Source organism: Streptomyces sp. TLI_053 (assembly GCF_900105395.1).
Taxonomy (GTDB): Bacteria; Actinomycetota; Actinomycetes; order Streptomycetales; family Streptomycetaceae; genus Kitasatospora.
This window is the reverse complement of the sequence record NZ_LT629775.1, coordinates 3,706,294-3,726,515: the sequence shown is the minus strand read 5'-3', so window position 1 is coordinate 3,726,515 and position 20,222 is coordinate 3,706,294. Positions and strand designations below refer to the sequence as shown.

The window sequence follows — 20,222 nt, the reverse complement described above, 5'->3', positions numbered from 1 at the left end:
ATCCAGGATGCGACCCCGCCGAGGTGTCCGCATCGTGGACACCGATCCGGTGTGCAGGTCGCTCGTCACGTGCCGCACCGGGCCGCGACAGCTTCGACCTCGACGACACGAGAAGGCCGGCAACGCGGCCGGCTGGAGGGATTCCGATGGGACGGACACTCGCAGAGAAGGTCTGGGACGACCACGTCGTGCGGCGCGCGGAGGGCGAGCCCGACCTGCTCTTCATCGACCTGCACCTGCTCCACGAGGTGACCAGCCCGCAGGCCTTCGACGGCCTCCGGCTGGCCGGGCGCACGGTCCGCCGCACCGATCTCACGATCGCCACCGAGGACCACAACACCCCGACCCTGGACATCGACAAGCCGATCGCCGACCCGGTCTCCCGCGTCCAGCTGGAGACCCTGCGCAAGAACGCGGCCGAGTTCGGCGTCCGGATCCACTCCCTGGGCGACATCGAGCAGGGCGTCGTGCACGTCGTCGGCCCCCAGCTGGGCCTGACCCAGCCCGGCACGACCGTGGTCTGCGGCGATTCCCACACCTCCACCCACGGCGCGTTCGGCGCCCTGGCGTTCGGCATCGGCACCAGCCAGGTCGAGCACGTGCTCGCCACCCAGACGCTGCCGCTGGCCCCGTTCCGGACCATGGCGATCACCGTCGAGGGCGAACTGCCCGAGGGCGTCACCGCCAAGGACCTCATCCTGGCGATCATCACCCGGATCGGCACCGGCGGCGGCCAGGGCTACGTCCTGGAGTACCGGGGTTCGGCGATCCGCGGCCTCTCCATGGAGGCCCGGATGACCATCTGCAACATGTCCATCGAGGCGGGTGCCCGGGCCGGCATGATCGCCCCGGACGAGACCACCTTCGCCTACCTCGAGGGCCGTCCGCACGCGCCGCAGGGCGAGGACTGGGACGCCGCCGTCGAGTACTGGCGGACCCTGGTCACCGACGAGGACGCGGTCTTCGACCACGAGATCTTCATCGACGCCGCCGAGCTGACCCCCTTCGTCACCTGGGGCACCAACCCCGGCCAGGGCGCCCCGCTCGGCGCCTCGGTGCCGGACCCGGCCTCCTTCGCCGACCCGCAGGAGCGGATCGCCGCCGAGAACGCCCTCGCCTACATGGGGCTGGAGGCCGGCACCCCGCTGCGCGAGGTCGCGGTCGACGCGGTCTTCGTCGGCTCCTGCACCAACGGCCGGATCGAGGACCTGCGCGCCGCCGCCGATCTGCTGCGCGGCCGCCGGATCGCCGACGGCGTGCGGATGCTGGTCGTCCCGGGCTCCGTCCGGGTCGCCCTCCAGGCCGTCGAGGAGGGGCTGGACAAGGTGTTCACCGCGGCCGGCGCCGAATGGCGGCACGCGGGCTGCTCGATGTGCCTGGGCATGAACCCGGACCAGCTCGCCCCCGGCGAGCGCTGCGCCTCGACCTCGAACCGCAACTTCGAGGGCCGCCAGGGCAAGGGCGGCCGCACCCACCTGGTCTCGCCCCAGGTCGCCGCCGCGACCGCCGTCCTGGGCCGCCTCGCGGCCCCCGCCGATCTGGCGTCCAGCGCCGCCGTGGAGGTCTGAGCAGCATGGAGAAGTTCACCACCCACACCGGGCGGGCCGTGCCGCTGCGCCGCAGCAACGTCGACACGGACCAGATCATCCCCGCCCATTGGCTGAAGAAGGTCACCCGTTCCGGTTTCGAGGACGGTCTGTTCGAGGCCTGGCGCCGGGACGAGTCGTTCGTTCTCAACCGGCCCGAGCGGCAGGGTGCCACCGTCCTGGTGGCCGGCCCCGAGTTCGGCACCGGCTCCTCCCGCGAGCACGCCGTCTGGGCCCTGCAGAACTACGGCTTCCACGCCGTGATCTCCTCGCGCTTCGCCGACATCTTCCGCGGCAACTCGCTGAAGAACGGCCTGCTCACCGTGGTCCTCCCGCAGGAGACCGTGGAGCGGCTCTGGGAGCTGACCGAGGCGGACCCGACCGCCCCCGTCACGGTCGACCTGGAGGCCCGCGAGGTGCGGGCCGAGGGCATCACCGCGCCGTTCGAACTGGACGACAACCTCCGGTGGCGGCTGCTCAACGGCCTGGACGACATCAGCATCACGCTGCGGAACGAGGCCGACATCGCGGCCTTCGAGGCGAGCCGTCCGGCGTTCAAGCCGCGCACCCTGCCGGCGGCCTGACCGCCCGTTCTGAACAAGCATTCTGACGATCCGCCGGATGGCCCGCCTCCCCCCTCGGGGGGGCGGGCCATCCGGCGTTCCGGGGCGGGAGTTGTGCCCGCCCGCGGGCCCCGGATTGACGATTCGGTTTTGCGGCGGAGGGCCCCGCGCATGCACAACTGCGCGTAGATGGCACAATCAGTGCATGCACCGGCACCATGAACCTCCGTACGCGGGCGGCGAACCCGCGTCACCGGAGTCCACGGGCCGGGGATCCGAACGCCGAATTGACGATCGGCCGGACGCCGCCACCTCAGCTGCTGAGGGGCCGGACGACCCGGAAGTCGCAGCGCTCTTCGCGCTTGTGGCCGAGCGGTTGAAGCAAGCTCACGACCGCGTGCATGCGCTGAACGTGTCTGCCGATGCAAAGACCGCTCTCACCCGTCAACTGCTCATCGTCACCGAGGCCGCCAAGCGCGATCTTCCGGAGGCGGCGCGGCGGTTGAGTCGCTTTGTGCAGGACCTCGACGAGGGGCGCCCGCCCGTCGTCTGAGGTCGCCGACGCGCAAATCCATTGCGACACTAGGGTGATTCGCGCGTTTGGTAATTGAAAGTCCGCAGATACATACCTAACGTGCGAAATGAACGGATGGAATCATCCGGCGCCCGTTTCTGAAGGGGAAGACGTGAACAAGGCTCAGCTTGTCGAAGCGGTGGCCGAGCAGCTGGGCGGTCGCAAGGCTGCCGCAGAGGCCGTCGACGCAGTGCTCGACACCATGGTGCGCGCCGTCGTGGCCGGCGACCGTGTTTCGGTCACCGGTTTCGGCACCTTCGAGAAGGTGGAGCGCTCCGCGCGCTTCGCCCGCAACCCGCAGACCGGCGAGAAGGTCAAGGTCAAGAAGACCTCGGTGCCCCGCTTCCGTCCGGGCCAGGGCTTCAAGGACCTGGTCAGCGGCGCCAAGAAGCTGCCGAAGGAAGGCCCCTCGGTGAAGAAGGCGCCCAAGGGCTCCCTCACCCCGGGCAAGAGCGGTGTCGCCGCCACCCCGGCCGCCAAGCGTGCCGCCACCAAGCGCGCCGCCACGGCCGCTGCCGCCGCCGCTGCCGCCACCCCGGCGAAGAAGGCCGCTGCCAAGAAGACGGCCACCAAGGCGACCGCCACCAAGGCGACCGCGACCAAGGCCGCCGCCACCAAGACGGCCGCCACCAAGAAGACGGCCGCCGTCAAGAAGGCCACCACCACCGCCGCCGCGAAGAAGACCACCGCGACCGCGACCAAGAAGGCGACCACCACGGCCGCCAAGAAGGCGACCACCGCCGCCGCCGCGAAGAAGACCACCGCGACCGCCAAGAAGGCGACCGCCACGGCCAAGAAGACGGCGCCGGCGAAGAAGACCGCCACCCGCAAGACCACCGCGCGCAAGACCACCGCCAAGTAGTCGGTGCGCGTCGTCGTCGGACGGCCTTCGCGAGCCGTGGCGCCGCCCTCCTCCGGGAATTCCCGGCAGGGTGGTGCCACGGCTTTTCGCTTTTCCGGGATTTCCCCCCGCGACCGCCGCGAGCACGGCTCCCGGTGGCTCGGCGCCTCCTGAGGGCGCCGCCGCCCCGGTCAGTCCGCGGCCGGGTCCGGGAAGGTCTGCAGCGTCAGGAAGACCACCCGCCGGGCCTCACCGGCGCCCTCGGTGCGGATCCGCACCCGCTGGCCCGGGCGCAGCAGCCGCAGCCCGCCGGCGTCGAAGGCGGCCGCGTCGAACGGCACCGGGGTCCCGTCGTCGAGCAGCACGGAGCCGGCCCGGGTGGCGGGGTCGAAGGTGAACGCGGTGGCCTGCATGCCAGCAGCATAGCGAGGGGCACCGACAGTCCCCGGCGGTGCCTCAGCCGGGCAGCGGCGCGCCGGACCGGGGTTGCCGCGGCAGGTACCCGAGCCGGGTGGCCAGGGCCCGGGTGTGCGGCCCCACGCCGAGCACCAGCGCCTCGGCCAGGTCCTCGCCGGTGTCGACGTCCCGGCGGACCGACTCCACGCCGGACAGCCGCAGTTCGCGGGCGCCGCCGGCCGCGTGCCGGGCGCGCGAGCCGTCCCCGAACGCGGGGTCGAGCGGACTGCCCGGGGCGCAGGCCAACAGGGTGGTGCCCAGCCCGGGAGCGTCCGGCAGGAAGGCGCGGCCGGTCGCCGGGACGGCGGCCAGCACCCGGTCCAGCTCGGCCGCGCGCAGGGCCGGAAGGTCCGCCGAGAGGGCGGCCACCGGCGCGTGGGGCGCGAGCACCAGCGCGGCCGCCGCGCCGTGCGCCAGGGCCTGGTTGAGGCCGCCGCCGGGCTCGTCGTCGACCACCAGGGCGCCGAGCGCGGCCAGCCGCGCCCCGGCCCCGGCGTCCCGGGTGACCACCAGCACCCGGCCGGTCCCCGGTGCGGCCAGCGCGGCCGCGACGGTGTCCAGGGCGAACGAGAGTGCGAGGTCGGGGCGGTGCGGGCCGGCGAACGGCGCCAGCCGGGACTTGGCCCCGGCGAGCCGCTTGAGCGGCACCACCAGCGACCAGTCGGCGGCGGGTGCGGCGGGCGTGACGGGCCTGCCTGGGCGTACGGTGTCCTGGGTCATCGGCGTCATTGTGACGCCGGTCCCGGAGCCCTCGCCAGGCCGTCCGAACTGTGCGGACGTGCGTTTGATCACGCCCGCCGGACGTCCGGGCGGGGTTGCTCGACAGCCGCCGAGCGGTCGGGCGACACTGTTCCGCCGCCCGCGCCCCGAGCGGGCGGCGGATGGCGAGATCGACCGCGGCACCCCACGTGCCGCACGAATGAGGAGGATCTGGGGTGGCCCGCCGCTCGTACGCCAGCTTCGGCAACGCCGACTACGGCTTCTGGTACCGCTTCGCGGCCGTGCTGGTGAAGCCGGTGACCACCGCGCTGGTCAAGCCCGACTGGCGGGGCTGGGAGCACCTGCCGAAGCGGGGCGGCTTCATCGCCGCGGTCAACCACAACTCGATCATCGACCCGGTCGTGTACGCGCACTGGCAGTACAACAGCGGGCGGCCGCCGCGGATCCTCGGCAAGTCCTCGCTGTTCTCGGTCCCGTTCATCGGGTTCATGCTCCGCAAGACCGGCCAGATCCCGGTGTTCCGCGAGTCGACCGACGCGGCACAGGCCTTCCGGTCCGCCATCGACGCGGTCAACAGCGGCCAGTGCGTGCAGTTCTACCCGGAGGGAACGCTCACCCGGGATCCGGACCTGTGGCCGATGACCGGCAAGAGCGGGGTCGCCCGGGTGGCGCTGATGACCGGCGCGCCGGTCGTCCCGGTGGCCCACTGGGGCGCCCACGAGATCATCCCGCCGTACGGCCGGGGCGGCGCGGGCAGGAGCAGGTTCAACCTGTTCCCGCGCCACCGGGTGGTCGTGGCGGCCGGACCGGCCGTCGACCTGAGCAAGTACCAGGGGCAGGAGCTGACCGCCCAGGTGCTCAGGGACGCCACCGAGGACATCATGACGGCGATCACCGCCGTGCTGGCCGACATCCGCGGCGAGGAACCGCCCGCGGAGCGGTACGACATGCGGGAGGCGGCCCGGCTCCGGGCCGCCGCCGCGGCCCGCCGCGAGGGCGGCGGCCGTGGCACCGACGAGGCAGGGAAGGAAGCCAAGTGACCCGCTGCGCCGTGTTCGGCACCGGTTCCTGGGGCACCGCGTTCGCGATGGTGCTCGCCGACGCCGGCTGCGAGGTGGCCCTCTGGGGGCGCCGCCAGGAGCTGGCGGACGCCGTCAACGCCACCCACAGCAACCCGGACTACCTGCCCGGGGTCCGGCTGCCGGACACCGTCCGGGCCACCACCGACCCCGCCGAGGCGCTGGCCGGCGCGGACTTCGCGGTGCTGGTGGTGCCCTCGCAGACGCTGCGCGAGAACCTCGCCGCCTGGGCGCCGCTGCTGGAGCCGCAGACCGTCCTGGTCAGCCTGATGAAGGGCATCGAGCTCGGCACCGCGAAGCGGATGAGCGAGGTCGTCGGCGAGGTCGCCGCGGTCGGCCAGGAGCGGATCGCGGTGGTCAGCGGGCCCAACCTGGCCCGGGAGATCGCCAACCGGCAGCCCGCCGCCAGTGTGGTGGCCTGTACCGACGAGGCGGTCGCCAAGCGGCTCCAGTCGGCCTGCCACACGCCGTACTTCCGGCCGTACACCAACACCGACGTGATCGGCTGCGAGCTGGGCGGGGCGGTCAAGAACGTGATCGGCCTGGCGGTCGGCATGGCCGACGGCATGGGCCTCGGCGACAACACCAAGGCGACCCTGATCACCCGGGGTCTGGCCGAGACCACCCGGCTCGGGCTGGCGCTCGGCGCCGACCCGTACACCTTCGCCGGCCTGGCCGGCATGGGCGACCTGGTGGCGACCTGCTCCTCGCCGCTCTCCCGCAACCACACCTTCGGCACCAACCTGGGCCGGGGCATGTCGCTGGCCGAGACCATCGCGGCCACCCGGCAGACCGCGGAGGGCGTCAAGTCCTGCGAATCGGTGCTCGACCTGGCCCGGCGCAACGGCGTCGACATGCCGATCGTCGAGGCGGTGGTGGACGTCGTGCACAACGGGCGGCCCACCCAGGAGGCGCTGCGGGCGCTGATGTCCCGCTCGGCCAAGCCCGAACGGCGCTGACGGGCCGGTGCCCGGCCGGGCACCGGCCCGGGCCCGGTCGGGTCGGTCACCGGCCCGAAACCCGCCTCGGGGTACCCTCTGTCGCGATATGAGCATCGAACAGACCTCCCAGAACCCGTCCGCGAAGCCGCGGGTCGCCGTCGTGTTCGGCGGCCGCAGCTCCGAGCACGCCATCTCGGTCTCCACCGCGGGCAGCGTGCTGAGGGCGATCGACCGCGACAAGTACGAGGTGCTGCCGATCGGCATCACCCACGAGGGCCGCTGGGCGCTGGCCAGCGACGAGCCGGCCCGGATGGCGATCACCGACGGCCGGCTGCCGGACGTCGAGCACGTCGCCGAGTCCACCGAGGGCCGGGTCGCGCTGCCGGTCGACCCGGGCAGCCGCGAGGTGGTCTGGAGCGAGCCCGGTGCCGCCCCCAAGGCGCTCGGCGAGGTGGACGTGGTCTTCCCGCTGCTGCACGGCCCCTGGGGCGAGGACGGCACGCTGCAGGGCCTGCTGGAGCTCTCGGGCGTGCCGTACGTCGGCAACGGCGTGCTGGCCAGCGCGGCGGGCATGGACAAGGAGTTCACCAAGCGCCTGCTGGCCTCGCACGGCCTAGGCGTCGGGCGGTACACCGTGGTCCGCCCGCGCGAGTGGGAGACCGAGGAGGGCCGGGCCGCGGTGCGCGAGCGGGTGGCCGGTCTCGGTCTGCCGCTGTTCGTGAAGCCCTGCCGGGCCGGCTCGAGCATCGGCATCAGCAAGGTCAAGGACCTCTCCGACCTCGACGCCGCGATCGAGGAGGCGCGTCGCCACGACCCCAAGCTGATCATCGAGGCGGGTGTCTCCGGCCGTGAGCTGGAGTGCGCGGTGCTGGAGTTCGAGGACGGCCCGCGGGCGAGCGTCCCGGCCGAGGTGCTGGTCGGCGGCGGCTACGAGTTCTACGACTTCGAGGCCAAGTACATCGACTCCTCCGAGGTCCGGATCCCGGCCGAGCTCACCGACGGGGAGACCGCCGAGATCCGCCGCCAGGCGATCGAGGCCTTCGAGGCGCTCGGCTGCGAGGGCCTGGCCCGGGTGGACTTCTTCCTGCTGGACGACGGCAGCTGGATGGTCAACGAGGTCAACACGATGCCCGGCTTCACCCCGATCTCGGCCTACCCGAAGATGTGGGAGGCGAGCGGGATGTCGTACCCGGAGCTGGTGGACCGGCTGCTGCAGGCGGCCCTGCGCCGCTCGACCGGCCTGCGGTAGCCCCGCGCGGACGGTGCGACGGGGCGGTCCCGGGACGCCGGGGCCGCCCGCGTGCGGGCCGCTGCCCGTGCGGGCCGGTCCCGTCCCGTCCGGCCGGGTCAGGGGATGTTGGCGGCGACCACGGGGGAGAGCGCGGCGACCACGTCCATCGGGTTGGCGAACGAGCCCTTGGGCACGGTGAGCTCCACGTAGGCCTTGCGCATCGTGACGGTGTAGCGGTAGCCGCCGTCCCCCAGCTCCTGCGGCCACCAGGTCACGTCGTTGATCATCGGCGAGACGTCCTTGGCGGCGGGGCCGTTCAGGGCCTCGGGCCGGTCCACGCCGCAGCGCAGCACCACCTTCGGCGAGCTGTCCCAGGCGGCCAGGAACGGCGAGGCGGGGGTCGGGTCCTTGCGGGGGTGGCCGAACAGCTCCTGGGGGAGCGCCTCGGCGAGCGCCCGGCAGTAGCCGGCGGCCCGGGGGGCCGGGTTCGGCGTCTCGATCTTCTCGGGCGTGCTCCAGCTGCCGACCAGCACCACGACGGTGCAGGCGAGCGCGGTCGGCACCGCCAGCCACCGGACGGGGGCCGGCAGTGCCGCCAGGAAGCGGGGGACGCGGAGTTCTCGGGTCACCCGCCGATGGTATGCGGCCCTACAGGTGGACCACGGGACAGGTCAGGGTGCGGGTGATGCCCTCGACCTGCTGGACCTTGGCGACGACCAGCCGGCCGAGGTCGTCCACGGTGCCGGCCTCGGCCCGGACGATCACGTCGTACGGTCCGGTGACGTCCTCGGCCTGCAGGACACCGGGGATCTTGGCGATGGACTCGGCGACGGCGCTGGCCTTGCCGACCTCGGTCTGAATCAGGATGTAGGCCTGTACCACGGGGACCTCCGGGCGGCTGGGTACGGGGATCGCGGCCGTGCTCGCCCGCTCGGGCGTCGGGTGGCGAACGGGTTCACGGCAGACTGATCACCACGCTACCCCCCGGTGGGCCGGGGAGGGGAGACCTCTGCGCCGTCGGAGGGCGTACGCTGCGCGCGAGGCGGCGTGGCCGCGGAACGTAGGCGCCCGACCGGGCGCGACCGGGAGGACGGCAGATGCAGGGGACCGTGGGCGAGCTCGGCGAGTTCGGACTCATCAGGGAGCTGACCGCCCGGGTGCCGCTCACCGACGCGGTCGACCTCGGCCCGGGCGACGACGCCGCCGTGGTGAAGGCCCCGGACGGCCGGGTGGTGGCGACCACCGATGTGCTCATCGAGAACCGGCACTTCCGCCGGGACTGGTCCACCGCGTACGACGTGGGCCGCAAGGCGGCGGCGCAGAACCTCGCCGACGTGGCCGCGATGGGCGCGGTGCCGACCGCGATCCTGCTCGGCCTGGTCGCGCCGGCGGACCTGCCGACCACCTGGGCCACCGAGCTGATGGACGGGCTGCGCGACGAGTGCCAGGTGGCCGGCGCGACGGTGGTCGGCGGTGACGTGGTGCGCGGGGACACCATCACGCTCGCCATCACGGCGCTCGGGGACCTTCAGGGGCGCGCGCCGGTGACGCGCGCCGGTGCCCAGGTCGGCGACGTGGTGGCGGTCACCGGCTGGCTCGGCTGGTCGGCGGCGGGTCTGACGGTGCTGCAGCGGGGCTTCCGTTCGCCGCGGGCCTTCGTCGAGGCCCACCGCCGCCCCGAGCCGCCGTACCACGCGGGGCCGTCCGGCGCGGAGCTCGGCGCCACCGCGATGATCGACGTGAGCGACGGGCTGGTGGCCGACCTCGGGCACGTGGCGCTGGCGAGCGGGGTGGACATCGACCTGCGGGCGGCCGACTTCGACGTGCCCGCGCAGATGGCGGACATCGGCCAGGCGGTCGGGGTCGACCCGCTGGTGTGGGTGCTGTCCGGGGGGGAGGACCACGCGATCGTGGCGACCTTCCCGCGCGGGGTCCAACTGCCCGCCCGCTGGCGGGTGGTGGGCGAGGTCGTCGGCCGTTCGCGGGCGGCCAGGGGCGGCCGGGTGACGGTGGACGGCGAGGCCTGGGACCGGGTCGGCGGCTGGGACCACTTCTCGGAGTGACCGGTCCGGGGCCGTGGGCCGGGAACGGGGCGGCGGAGGCCGGTGGTTGACGCCCGGCCGGGGTGCCGCGGGGGCGCGCGACGGGGGCGCGCGACGCTCCCGGGCGCTCGTGCGAACCGGCCCCCGGCGGGGTGAGTGCGTAGGCTTGACCCACAGCCCGGCCACCCGTTCTGACATGAGTGGTCTGGACCACTGTGGTCTGAACCACTTGGAGCGGGAGAGCCACCGGCATGCGCATCGGAGTCCTGACCAGCGGCGGCGACTGCCCCGGCCTGAACGCGGTGATCCGCTCCGTGGTGCACCGCGGCACCGATGTGCACGGCGACGAGATCGTCGGCATCGAGGACGGCTTCCTCGGGCTGATCGAGGGCCGCACCCGCCCGGTCTCGCACGACGACGTCACCGGTCTGCTCACCCTCGGCGGTACCGTCCTCGGCTCGGCCCGGGTGCAGCGCGAGCGGATCGCCTGGGCGGTGGAGAACGCCAAGACCCTCGCCCGGGACATCGGCATCGACGCGCTGATCGCGATCGGCGGCGAGGGCACCCTCACCGCCGCCCGGCTGTTCAGCGAGGCCGGACTCCCGGTGGTCGGCGTCCCGAAGACCATCGACAACGACATCGACGCCACCGACGTCACCTTCGGCTTCGACACCGCCGTGCACGTCGCGACCGAGGCGATCGACCGGCTCAAGACCACCGCGGAATCGCACCAGCGGGTGATGGTCGTCGAGCTGATGGGGCGGCACACCGGCTGGATCACCCTCACGGCCGGCATGGCGGGCGGTGCGCACGGGATCCTGATCCCCGAGAAGCCGTTCGACATCGAGGGGGTGGCCCGGATGGTCGAGGACCGCTTCGCCCGGGGCAAGAAGTTCGCCATCATCGCGGTCGCCGAGGGGGCCTCCCCGATGCCCGGCACCATGCGCTTCGACCACGGCGAGGTCGACCGGTTCGGGCACCGCACCTTCGGCGGGATCGGCAACCGCCTCGCCCACGAACTGGAGAACCTGCTCGGCAAGGAGGCCCGCCCGGTCATCCTCGGCCACGTCCAGCGCGGCGGCACCCCGACCGCCCGCGACCGCGTCCTCGCCACCCGCTTCGGCTGGCACGCCGTGGAGGCCGTCCACCGGGGCGAGTTCGGCCACTTCACCGCGCTGCGCCGGGGCGACATCCGGCTGGTGCCGATCGCCGACGCGGTGACCCGGCTCAAGACCGTCCCCGAGGAACGCTGGGCGGAGTCGGAGGCCGTGCTCTGACCGCGTAGGTTGGGGGCCATGTCCTCCACCGCACCCCCTCGCGTGCTCACCGTCGCCGGCTCCGACTCCGGCGGCGGCGCCGGCATCCAGGCCGACCTCAAGGCGATGCTCGCCCTCGGCGTCCACGGGATGAGCGTCGTCACCGCCGTCACCGCGCAGAACTCGCTCGGCGTCCAGGGCTACTGGGAGCTGCCGGCCGAGGCGGTCCGGGCCCAGTTCCGCAGTGTGGTCGACGACATCGGCGTCCAGGCCGTGAAGACCGGCATGCTCGCCTCGATCGAGCTGGTCGAGACCGTCTCGGAGCTGCTCGCCGGCGTCGGCGCCCCGGTCGTGGTGGACCCGGTGGGCGTCTCCAAGCACGGCGACGCGCTGCTCGCCGCCGAGGCCGTCGCCACCGTCCGGGAGCGGCTGCTGCCGGTCGCCACCCTCGCCACGCCCAACCTGCACGAGGTGACGCAGCTCACCGGCCGGACGGTCGAGCGCGAGGGCGAGATGCTGGACGCCGCCAAGGCGCTGCTCGACCTCGGGCCGCGCTGGGTGCTGGTCAAGGGCGGGCACCTGGAGGGAGAGGCGGCCGACCTGCTGTACGGGGGCGCGGGGGAGGAGTACTGGTACCGGGCGCCGCGCTACGACAACCGGCACACCCACGGCACCGGCTGCACCCTGGCCAGCGCGATCGCGTCGGGCCTGGCCAAGGGCGAGGAGCTGCCGGCGGCGGTGGCCTCGGCCAAGGAGTACATCACCGGCGCGATCGCCGGCGGCTTCGCGCTCGGCGCCGGCATCGGCCCGGTGGACCACGCCTGGCGGTGGCGCTAGCCGCCGCCCCCGGACATGCCTGTGGGCGGGCCCGAGGGCCCGCCCACATCAGGTCGGTCGGATACCGGAACAACAGAAAGCCGGTTCACCCGGGGATGAACCGACTCACTGGAGGACCGGCATACCGGTCTGCGCGTCAGCGCGAGACCTTACCGGCCTTGATGCACGAGGTGCAGACGTTGAGCCGCTTCGGCGTCCGCCCAACCACAGCGCGCACCGTCTGGATGTTGGGGTTCCAGCGACGGGGGGTACGGCGGTGCGAGTGGGAGATGCTGTTGCCGAAGCCCGGCCCCTTGCCGCAGACGTCGCAGTTGGCAGCCACAGGAGTCACTCCAAGACTTCAGATCATTTACGTGAGACAACCCGCCGGACCAGCGGAGCACTCACGTGAACCGAACCGGACCAAGGGGAGAGCCCGGAATTGTTCCAGGCAACCGGAAGAGCATACAACGCTTGCTTCCGTTCGACGAAACTACCATGACCGGCCGGGTGATCGCTCCGGCCGCCGTGTCCGCCGCCGCCGTCCGGGCCCCGATAACCTGCCCGTACCACCCCTCGCCGTTCACCCTCAGGCCATCACGGCGTCCCACTCCGGAGGAGACCTGGTGCTGCACACGCTCGACGCCCCGGCCGTGCGCAGCTGGTGCCAACTGGCGCTGCGGGCGCTCGGCCAGGCCCGCGAGGAGATCGACGCACTCAACGTCTACCCCGTCCCGGACGGCGACACCGGCACCAACCTGTACCTGACCGTGGAGTCCGCCGCCGCCGCGGTCGAGAGCCGCTTCGCCGAACCGGGCACCGGTCCGGCGCCCGGCCTGGCGGAGACCGCCCGGGCGATGGCCCGCGGCGCCCTCGTCGGCGCCCGCGGCAACTCCGGCGTGATCCTCGCCCAGTGGCTGCGCGGCACCGCCGAGACCCTCGCCCAGGGCGGCGGCGCCGACCAGCTGCGGGCCGCCCTCCAGCGGGCCGCCGACTCCGCCTACCAGGCGGTCGCCGAACCGGTCGAGGGCACCCTGCTGACCGTCGCCCGGATCGCCGCCCGGGAGGCCGCCCGGGCCGGCGACGGCCTCGGCCAGGTCGCCGAGGCCGCCCACCGGGCCGCCCGGGAGGCCCTGCGGCACACCCCCCAGCAGCTCGCCGTGCTCGCCGAGAACGGCGTGGTGGACGCCGGCGGCCGGGGCCTGGTCGCCGTCCTCGGGGCGCTCGCCGACGCGGTCGCCGGCCACCAGCCGATGGGCCCGGTCGCGCTGCGCGACGACCTCCGGCCGCTGGGCGGCTGCGAGCTCCACGTGCGCCCGCCCGGCCCCGGCCACCCCGCCTTCGAGGTGATCTACCTGCTGGACGCGCCCGACGAGGCGCTGCCCGCGCTGCGCGAACGGCTCGCCGGGCTCGGGGACTCGCTGGTGGTCGGCGGCGGCGACGGCCTGTGGAACGTGCACGTCCACGTCGACGACGCGGGCGCCGCCGTCGAGGCCGGGCTCGGGGCCGGGCGCCCGCACCAGATCCGGATCACCCACTTCGCCGAGGCCGCCGCCCGTTCCGGTGCCGCGGCCGGCCGGGACGAGCCCGAGCGGCCGGCCCGCGCGGTGCTGTCGGTGGTCTCCGGCGCGGGCCTCGCCGAACTCTGCGAGCAGGCCGGCGCGGTCGTGCTGCACGCCGAGCCCGGCCGCCCGCCGGCCAGCGCCGAACTCACCGCCGCCGTGCGCCGCGCCGCCGCCCGCGAGGTGGTGCTGCTGCTCAACGACCCCGAGCTGCGGGCCGCCGCCGGGGCCGCCGCCGACCAGCTGCGCGAGGAGGGGGTGCGGATCGCGGTGCTGCCCACCCGCTCGCCGGTCCAGGGACTGGCCGCGCTCGCCGTGCACGAGGCCGGCCGGCGCTTCGACGAGGACGTGGTCGCGATGACCTCGGCGGCCGGTGCCACCCGGTACGCCGAACTGGCCGTTGCCGAGGGCGAGTCCTGGACCATGGCCGGGGTCTGCCAGGCCGGTGACGTGCTCGGGCTGATCGACGGGGACGTCGCGGTGATCGGAGCCGGACTGGCCGCGGTCGGCGCGAGCGTGCTGGACCGGATGCTCGGCGGCGGCGGCGAGCTGGTCACCCTGATCCTCGGCGAGAACGCCCCCGAGGGTCTCGCCGAGCAGCTGGTCGCCCACGCCCGGCACAGCCGTCCGGAGGTGGACGCGGTGGTCTTCCACGGTGGCCAGGAGTCGGCGCCGCTGCTCATCGGCGTCGAGTGACCGGGCGGTGTGCGGGCCGCAATGTCGGTCCGGTGGTGTAGACAGGGGCCTGATGGGCGCTCTCGATGAACCACTGACCAAGCTCGTCGGCGACCGGACCGCCAAGGTGCTCGCCGACAGTCTCAAGCTGCGCACGGTCGGGGACCTGCTGCACCACTATCCGCGCCGCTACGTCGAGCGGGGCCAGCTCACCAGTCTGGACGAGCTGGAGGTCGACGAGCACGTCACCGTGCTGGCGCGGATCGACAAGGTCACCCTGATCCCGTTCCGCGGCCGCAAGGGCGACCGGCTGGAGGTGGTGGTCACCGACGGCCGCAGCCGGCTCACGCTGGTCTTCTTCAACCAGGGCTGGCGGCAGAAGGAGCTGCGACCGGGCACCCAGGGCCTGTTCGCGGGCAAGGTCGGGGTGTTCAACCGGGCCCGCCAGCTGGCCTCCCCCGACTACCAGCTGCTCGACGACACGGACGGCGACGGCGCCGCGGCCAGGTTCGCCGGCCGGCTGATCCCGGTCTACCCGGCCAGTGCCCAGATGCCCAGCTGGAAGCTCGCGCTCTGCGTGGAGACGGCGCTCACCAAGCACGTGTCCGACGTCGGAGAGCCGCTGCCCGCCGAACTCCGCGAGCGGCACGGCCTGATCGCGCTGCCCGAGGCGCTCGAGCTGATCCACCGCCCGCGGAGCCAGGCCGACCGCGAGCGCGCCCAGGAGCGGCTCCGCTGGGACGAGGCCTTCGTCCTCCAGGTCGCCCTCGCCCGGCGCCGGGCCGCCGACTCCGCGCTGCCCGCCAAACCGCGGGTGCCTCGCCCCGGCGGCCTGCTGGACGCCTTCGACGCCCGGCTGCCGTTCACCCTCACCGAGGGCCAGCGGAAGGTCTCCGCCGAGATCGCCGCCGACCTGGCGGGCGAGCACCCCATGCACCGGCTGCTCCAGGGCGAGGTCGGCTCCGGGAAGACCCTCGTGGCGCTGCGGGCCATGCTGGCCGTGGTCGACGCGGGCGGGCAGGCGGTGCTGCTCGCGCCCACCGAGGTGCTGGCCCAGCAGCACCACCGGTCGATCGTGGAGATGATGGGCGACCTCGCCGAGGGCGGCCTGCTCGGCGGCTCCGACCTGGGCACCCGGGTCGCGCTGCTCACCGGGTCGATGGGGGTGCCGGCCCGGCGGCAGGTGCTGCTCGACATGGCCTGCGGGGACGCCGGCATCGCGATCGGCACCCACGCCCTGATCGAGGACAAGGTGCAGTTCCAGGACCTCGGCCTGGTCGTGGTCGACGAGCAGCACCGGTTCGGCGTCGAGCAGCGGGACGCGCTGCGGGCCAAGGGCGAGCAGCCGCCGCACCTGCTGGTGATGACGGCCACCCCGATCCCGCGCACGGTCGCGATGACCGTCTTCGGGGACCTCGAGACCTCGGTCCTGGACCAGCTGCCGGCCGGGCGCTCGCCCATCTCCACCCATGTGGTGCCGGCCGTGGAGAAGCCCAACTTCCTGACCCGGGCCTGGGAGCGGGTCCGCGAGGAGGTGGCCAAGGGCCACCAGGCGTACGTGGTCTGCCCCCGGATCGGCGACGAGGAGCCGGAGCCGGCGAAGGGCGCCAAGCGCGGGCGGCGGCCGGTGGAGGACCTCGAGGAGCTGCTCGACGACGCGCCGGACGAGGGCGCGGCGGCCGACGGCGACCGGCGGCCCCCGCTGTCCGTGGTGGAGACCACCGCCAAGCTGGTGGCGGGCCCGCTGGCCGGGCTGCGGGTGGAGATCCTGCACGGCCGCCTGGCACCGGAGGCCAAGGACGAGGTGATGCGCCGGTTCGCGGCCGGCCAGGTGGACGTCCTGGTCGCCACCACGGTGATCGAGGTCGGCGTCAACGTGCCGAACTCCACCGCGATGGTGATCATGGACGCGGACCGGTTCGGCGTCTCCCAGCTGCACCAGCTGCGCGGCCGGGTCGGGCGCGGGTCCGCCCCCGGGCTCTGCCTGCTGGTCACCGACATGCCGGCGGCCGGCCCCGCCCGGGCCCGGCTGGACGCGGTGGCGGACACCCTGGACGGCTTCCGGCTGTCCCGGATCGACCTCGAACAGCGCCGCGAGGGCGATGTGCTGGGCCAGGCGCAGTCCGGGGTGAAGTCCTCGCTCAAGGTGCTCTCGGTGCTGGAGGACGAGGAGGTCATCGTGACCGCCCGGGCCGAGGCCACCCGGCTGGTCGCCGAGGACCCGGACCTCACCGCCCATCCGGACCTGCGCACGGCCCTGGCCAGCCTGCTGGACGAGGACCGCGCGGCCTACATGGAGAAGGGCTGACCGGTCCGGGGAAGGGCAGCCCGGTCCGGGGGACGCCCGACCGGCCCGAGGGACGCCCGACCGGCCCGGGGGACGTCGGCCCGGCCCAGGGCCTGCCCGGCCCGCCCGGTCCGCCCGCCGGGCCCTCGGCCGGGCCCGATTGTCAGACCCCCGGGAGAGAATGAAGGTGTTCGGGACGCACCCCCAAGGTGCGTTCCCGGCACGACACTTGGGGGTTTAGCCAATGGCATTCCGTCATCTCAACGAGCTCCCGCTGGGCGACAAGGTCTTCCGGATCGAACTCGCCAGCGACGACGACCGCGAGGTCACCCTCACCCTGGCCGGCTGGCGCGAGGGGGCCGCCGCCACCCCGCTCGCCTCCGGCAAGCTGCGGCTCCCGGTCGAGGACGTCGCCTCGCTGCGGATCGCCCTCAACCGCGCCCTCCGGGCCCTTGCGATCGTCGCCGACGTCTCCGAGCCCATCCCCGACCGCGACGTGCTGCGCGAGCTCTACCCCGGCCACGGCGCCCCCTGGGTGCCGCAGCACGAGGAGGAGCTGGTCCGGCGCTTCCACGAGAGCGAGACCGTCGCCCGGATCGCCGCCCGCTTCGGCCGCACGCCCGACTCCGTCCGCACCAAGCTCCGCGAGCTCGGCCACGACCCGCGCCGCCCCGAGTACTGCCCGCCCGACGGCTGCCTGTCCTGGTCCCGCTACGCCTCGCCGTCGCTGCTCGGCGCCGCCGCCCCGGACCGGGCGGCCGGCTCCGAGGCGAGCTGACCCGACCGGGGGCGGGAACAGGGGGGTAGCGGCGGAGGGGCGTCCCGTGCGGGCGCCCCTTCGGCGTGAGCGGAGGGCGGTGATCGGGATAGCGTGGTCGGGCAGCGACGAAAGGACCCTCCACCACCATGACCCGCGTGATCGCCGGGGCGGCCGGCGGCCGCCGACTGGCCGTACCGCCCGGCCGGGGCACCCGGCCGACCTCCGACAAGGCCCGCGAGGCGATGTTCTCCACCCTGGAGGCGCTGCGCGGCACCCTGCACGGCGCCCGGATGCTGGACCTGTTCGGCGGATCGGGCGCGGTCGGCCTGGAGGCGCTCTCGCGCGGCGCGGCACACGTCCTGCTGGTCGAGGCGGACGCCCAGGCGGCCCGGGTGATCCGGGAGAACGTCCGGACGGTCGGCCTGCCGGGCGCGCTGGTGCAGGCGGCCAGGGCCGAGAAGGTCGTCGCCGGGCCGGCCCCGGAGGAGCCGTACGACCTGGTCTTCCTCGACCCGCCGTACGCGGTGACCGACGACGAGGTCCGGGAGATGCTGATCACACTGTCGGCCGGGGGCTGGCTCGCGGAGGACGTACTCGTCACCGTGGAGCGCAGCACCCGCGGTGGTGCGTTCGGCTGGCCGGAGGGTTTCGAGGAGCTGCGCTCCCGTCGCTACGGCGAGGGCACGCTCTGGTACGGTCGCGCCGCCGACGAGACCCGCGACCACCCCTAGCGGGCCCGGGCCCGCAGCATTCACGTCACCCCACGAGGGAGCACACACGCCATGCGCCGCGCCGTCTGCCCCGGGTCCTTCGACCCGATCACCAACGGTCACCTCGACATCATCGAGCGGGCCTCGAAGCTGTACGACGTGGTGCACGTCGCGGTCGCGATCAACCGCAACAAGCAGGGCATGTTCTCCATCGAGGAGCGGATCGCGCTGATCGAGGAGACCACCGCCCAGTACGGGAACATCGTGGTCGAGTCGCACCTCGGCCTGCTGGTGGACTTCTGCCGGGAGCGGGACATCCCGGCCATCGTCAAGGGCCTGCGGGCGGTCAGCGACTTCGACTACGAGCTGCAGATGGCTCAGATGAACCACGGTCTGACCGGTGTCGAGACGCTCTTCGTACCGACCTCGCCGACGTACAGCTTCCTCTCCTCGACCCTGGTGAAGGAGGTCGCCTCCTACGGCGGCGACGTCTCGCACCTGCTCCCGGAGACGGTGCACCGCCGGCTGGTCGAGCGGATCGCCGAGCGGCGCGCCGAGCGGTAGGGAGCGGCCCGGCGGACGGCGGGCGGTGACCGGTCCGCAGTGACCGGCCGTCCGTTTCTGCCGGTTCGTCACGGTATGCCCGGCAGGGGGGTGAGGCAGCCCGGTCCGGGCGTTGTGAGCTCGCCCGGCGCTGGCCGTACAGTCTGTATTCCTGCCCTGCGGTGACGTCCACCGCGCCGGGCGCTGCCTCCGCCGGACCTCGGCGGCACACGGAAAGACGAATCCCCGTGGACGTGCAGAACAAGGTCGACGAGATCGTGGCGGCCGTCGAGAACGCCCGCTCGATGCCCATGTCGGCCTCCTGCGTGGTGAACCGTGCCGAGCTGATCAGTCTGCTCCAGGAGCTCAGGTCGGCCCTGCCGGCCGAGCTGGCCCAGGCCCGGTCGGTGGTGGCCGACCACGACTCGATGGTCGCCGGCGCCCAGGCCGAGGCCGACCGGATCATCCAGGGCGCGCACGCCGAGCGCGGTTCGCTGATCTCCGACACCGAGGTGGTCCGGCGAGCCCAGTCCGAGGCGGACCGGATCCTCGCCGAGGCCCGCGCCGAGGTCGACACCAAGCGCACCGAGGCCGACGACTACGTGGACAGCAAGCTGGCCAACTTCGAGGTCGTGCTCACCAAGACGCTCGGCGCGGTCGGCCGCGGCCGCACCAAGCTGCGCGGCGACGGCAGTGTCTTCGAGGTCGAGTACGAGGCCGAGGCCGACGGCGAGGAGTTCCGGCCGCAGCGGATCAGCCCCAGCCCCGAGGTCGACGAGTACGTCGATGTGAAGCTCGCCACCCTGGAGAACGTGCTCAGCGCGACCCTGGAGGCGGTCGGCAAGGGCCGCGACAAGCTGCTCGGCAAGCGGCCGATCGACGAGCTGGGCGCCTACCTGGCCGCCGCCGACGAGGCGCAGCAGGCCAAGGAGCGCGCCGAGGCGGTCGCGGCGGGCTTCGCCGGGGAGGCGGACGGCAGCGAGCTGGCCTGGTACCGCGAGGAGGTGCCGCAGCAGCAGACCTGGCCGGAGCAGACCCCGGCCGCGGCCGGCTGGCAGGCGCCGGGCGCGGACCAGTACGCGGTGGCCCAGCAGGGCGGCGCCCAGTACGCCGAGGTGTACGGCGGCGGCTTCGATCCGGCCGCCGGCCAGGGCGCGGACCCCTACGGCGGCCAGTGGGGCCACCAGGGCCCGGAGACCGGCGGGTACCAGCAGCAGCACCACGGCTATCCCGACGCCCAGCAGGCCGGCTACGGGTACCCGGCCCAGCAGCAGGGCTACGAGCAGCAGCAGTACGGCGGGGGCGGCTACGACTACCCGCAGCAGCCGGGCAACCCGCCGGCGCCGGTGCCGCAGCAGAACCAGGCCGGACTGGACGAGACCAGCTTCTTCGACACCAGCATGATCGACATGACCCGGCTGCGGGAGCTCGGCGGCCGGTAGCACGGTGCGCGCCCGGCTCCCGGCCCCCGCGGCCGGGAGCGAAGTTGGGCCTGGCGGGAGACTCGGGTAGTCTGACCACTCCGGCCTCTCCGTGTCGGGCCGCAGGTCTGCCCGCGAACCGCCCGACGAGCAGCGCCG

21 protein-coding genes are annotated in these 20,222 nt (G+C 73.8%); 16 read left to right on the top strand and 5 right to left on the bottom strand.

Translation table 11 applies throughout. The annotated features are described in order from the left end of the window. Window positions 1-146: 146 nt before the first annotated feature. The 4 genes from leuC (at window position 147) to BLU95_RS14725 (ending at window position 3,585) form a co-directional block, all read left to right on the top strand. Entirely contained in the window at window positions 147-1,568 is a 1,422-nt protein-coding gene (gene leuC / locus BLU95_RS14740; protein ID WP_093860415.1) for a 3-isopropylmalate dehydratase large subunit, read from the top strand. 5 nt (window positions 1,569-1,573) lie between these two features. Continuing rightward, window positions 1,574-2,170, top strand: coding sequence for a 3-isopropylmalate dehydratase small subunit (gene leuD / locus BLU95_RS14735; protein WP_093860414.1), 597 nt, complete (start codon window positions 1,574-1,576; stop codon window positions 2,168-2,170). Window positions 2,171-2,354: 184 nt separating this feature from the next. Then, a complete protein-coding gene (locus tag BLU95_RS45840; protein ID WP_400753583.1) occupies window positions 2,355-2,702 on the top strand; it encodes an SCO5555 family protein in 348 nt (115 codons plus the stop codon). A gap of 133 nt (window positions 2,703-2,835) precedes the next feature. Beyond that, window positions 2,836-3,585 (top strand): HU family DNA-binding protein, encoded by a 750-nt coding sequence (locus tag BLU95_RS14725; protein WP_093860413.1) that lies wholly within the window; start codon window positions 2,836-2,838, stop codon window positions 3,583-3,585. 170 nt (window positions 3,586-3,755) lie between these two features. On the opposite strand, the gene BLU95_RS14720 is transcribed toward BLU95_RS14725, so the two are convergent. Together BLU95_RS14720 and cofC are read right to left on the bottom strand one after the other, a co-directional pair. Beyond that, window positions 3,756-3,977 (bottom strand): hypothetical protein, encoded by a 222-nt coding sequence (locus BLU95_RS14720; RefSeq protein ID WP_093860412.1) that lies wholly within the window; start codon window positions 3,975-3,977, stop codon window positions 3,756-3,758. Window positions 3,978-4,020: 43 nt separating this feature from the next. Next, window positions 4,021-4,740: a 2-phospho-L-lactate guanylyltransferase gene (gene cofC, locus BLU95_RS14715; protein ID WP_093860411.1), complete on the bottom strand. Its 720-nt coding sequence runs from the start codon at window positions 4,738-4,740 to the stop codon at window positions 4,021-4,023. A 215-nt stretch (window positions 4,741-4,955) separates the two neighbouring features. On the opposite strand from cofC, the gene BLU95_RS14710 reads away from it, so the two are divergent. The 3 genes from BLU95_RS14710 (at window position 4,956) to BLU95_RS14700 (ending at window position 8,009) form a co-directional block, all read left to right on the top strand. Next, window positions 4,956-5,780, top strand: a complete 825-nt coding sequence (locus tag BLU95_RS14710) for a lysophospholipid acyltransferase family protein (RefSeq protein WP_093860410.1) — start codon at window positions 4,956-4,958, stop codon at window positions 5,778-5,780. Beyond that, the gene (locus BLU95_RS14705) at window positions 5,777-6,778 is read left to right on the top strand and encodes an NAD(P)H-dependent glycerol-3-phosphate dehydrogenase (RefSeq protein WP_093860409.1); all 1,002 of its coding nucleotides are present in this window, start codon (window positions 5,777-5,779) and stop codon (window positions 6,776-6,778) included. The genes BLU95_RS14710 and BLU95_RS14705 overlap by 4 nt, the downstream gene beginning before the upstream one ends. Window positions 6,779-6,866: 88 nt before the next feature. Further along, window positions 6,867-8,009, top strand: coding sequence for a D-alanine--D-alanine ligase family protein (locus tag BLU95_RS14700; protein ID WP_093860408.1), 1,143 nt, complete (start codon window positions 6,867-6,869; stop codon window positions 8,007-8,009). 98 nt (window positions 8,010-8,107) lie between these two features. On the opposite strand, the gene BLU95_RS14695 is transcribed toward BLU95_RS14700, so the two are convergent. Both BLU95_RS14695 and BLU95_RS14690 read right to left on the bottom strand, forming a co-directional pair. Further along, window positions 8,108-8,620, bottom strand: coding sequence for a DUF3515 domain-containing protein (locus BLU95_RS14695; protein WP_093860407.1), 513 nt, complete (start codon window positions 8,618-8,620; stop codon window positions 8,108-8,110). Window positions 8,621-8,639: 19 nt separating this feature from the next. Then, window positions 8,640-8,873: an Lrp/AsnC family transcriptional regulator gene (locus BLU95_RS14690; protein ID WP_093860406.1), complete on the bottom strand. Its 234-nt coding sequence runs from the start codon at window positions 8,871-8,873 to the stop codon at window positions 8,640-8,642. A gap of 215 nt (window positions 8,874-9,088) precedes the next feature. Here BLU95_RS14690 and BLU95_RS14685 point away from each other — a divergent pair, with 215 nt between their 5' ends. The 3 genes from BLU95_RS14685 (at window position 9,089) to thiD (ending at window position 12,126) form a co-directional block, all read left to right on the top strand. Beyond that, the gene (locus BLU95_RS14685; RefSeq protein ID WP_093860405.1) at window positions 9,089-10,054 is read left to right on the top strand and encodes a thiamine-phosphate kinase; all 966 of its coding nucleotides are present in this window, start codon (window positions 9,089-9,091) and stop codon (window positions 10,052-10,054) included. Window positions 10,055-10,284: 230 nt separating this feature from the next. Continuing rightward, window positions 10,285-11,310 carry a 6-phosphofructokinase gene (locus tag BLU95_RS14680; RefSeq protein ID WP_093860404.1) on the top strand — a complete coding sequence of 342 codons (1,026 nt, stop codon included), beginning with the start codon at window positions 10,285-10,287 and terminating at the stop codon, window positions 11,308-11,310. Window positions 11,311-11,328: 18 nt separating this feature from the next. Continuing rightward, window positions 11,329-12,126 carry a bifunctional hydroxymethylpyrimidine kinase/phosphomethylpyrimidine kinase gene (thiD, locus tag BLU95_RS14675; protein WP_093860403.1) on the top strand — a complete coding sequence of 266 codons (798 nt, stop codon included), beginning with the start codon at window positions 11,329-11,331 and terminating at the stop codon, window positions 12,124-12,126. 136 nt (window positions 12,127-12,262) lie between these two features. Here the strand turns inward: thiD and rpmB are convergent, their stop codons facing one another. Further along, a complete protein-coding gene (rpmB, locus tag BLU95_RS14670; RefSeq protein WP_073813963.1) occupies window positions 12,263-12,448 on the bottom strand; it encodes a 50S ribosomal protein L28 in 186 nt (61 codons plus the stop codon). Window positions 12,449-12,731: 283 nt separating this feature from the next. Between rpmB and BLU95_RS14665 the strand changes: the two genes are divergently transcribed. The 6 genes from BLU95_RS14665 (at window position 12,732) to BLU95_RS14640 (ending at window position 20,084) form a co-directional block, all read left to right on the top strand. Next, window positions 12,732-14,363: a DAK2 domain-containing protein gene (locus BLU95_RS14665; protein ID WP_231978570.1), complete on the top strand. Its 1,632-nt coding sequence runs from the start codon at window positions 12,732-12,734 to the stop codon at window positions 14,361-14,363. Between the two features lie 52 nt (window positions 14,364-14,415). Continuing rightward, entirely contained in the window at window positions 14,416-16,650 is a 2,235-nt protein-coding gene (recG, locus tag BLU95_RS14660) for an ATP-dependent DNA helicase RecG (RefSeq protein ID WP_093860401.1), read from the top strand. A 223-nt stretch (window positions 16,651-16,873) separates the two neighbouring features. Beyond that, window positions 16,874-17,407, top strand: a complete 534-nt coding sequence (locus BLU95_RS14655) for a hypothetical protein (RefSeq protein WP_030396714.1) — start codon at window positions 16,874-16,876, stop codon at window positions 17,405-17,407. Window positions 17,408-17,535: 128 nt separating this feature from the next. After that, window positions 17,536-18,120 (top strand): 16S rRNA (guanine(966)-N(2))-methyltransferase RsmD, encoded by a 585-nt coding sequence (gene rsmD / locus BLU95_RS14650; RefSeq protein ID WP_093860400.1) that lies wholly within the window; start codon window positions 17,536-17,538, stop codon window positions 18,118-18,120. A gap of 51 nt (window positions 18,121-18,171) precedes the next feature. After that, window positions 18,172-18,663, top strand: a complete 492-nt coding sequence (gene coaD / locus BLU95_RS14645; RefSeq protein WP_093860399.1) for a pantetheine-phosphate adenylyltransferase — start codon at window positions 18,172-18,174, stop codon at window positions 18,661-18,663. Window positions 18,664-18,890: 227 nt separating this feature from the next. Next, on the top strand, window positions 18,891-20,084 hold the full coding sequence (locus BLU95_RS14640; protein ID WP_093860398.1) for a hypothetical protein: 1,194 nt from the start codon (window positions 18,891-18,893) through the stop codon (window positions 20,082-20,084). Window positions 20,085-20,222: the final 138 nt, after the last annotated feature.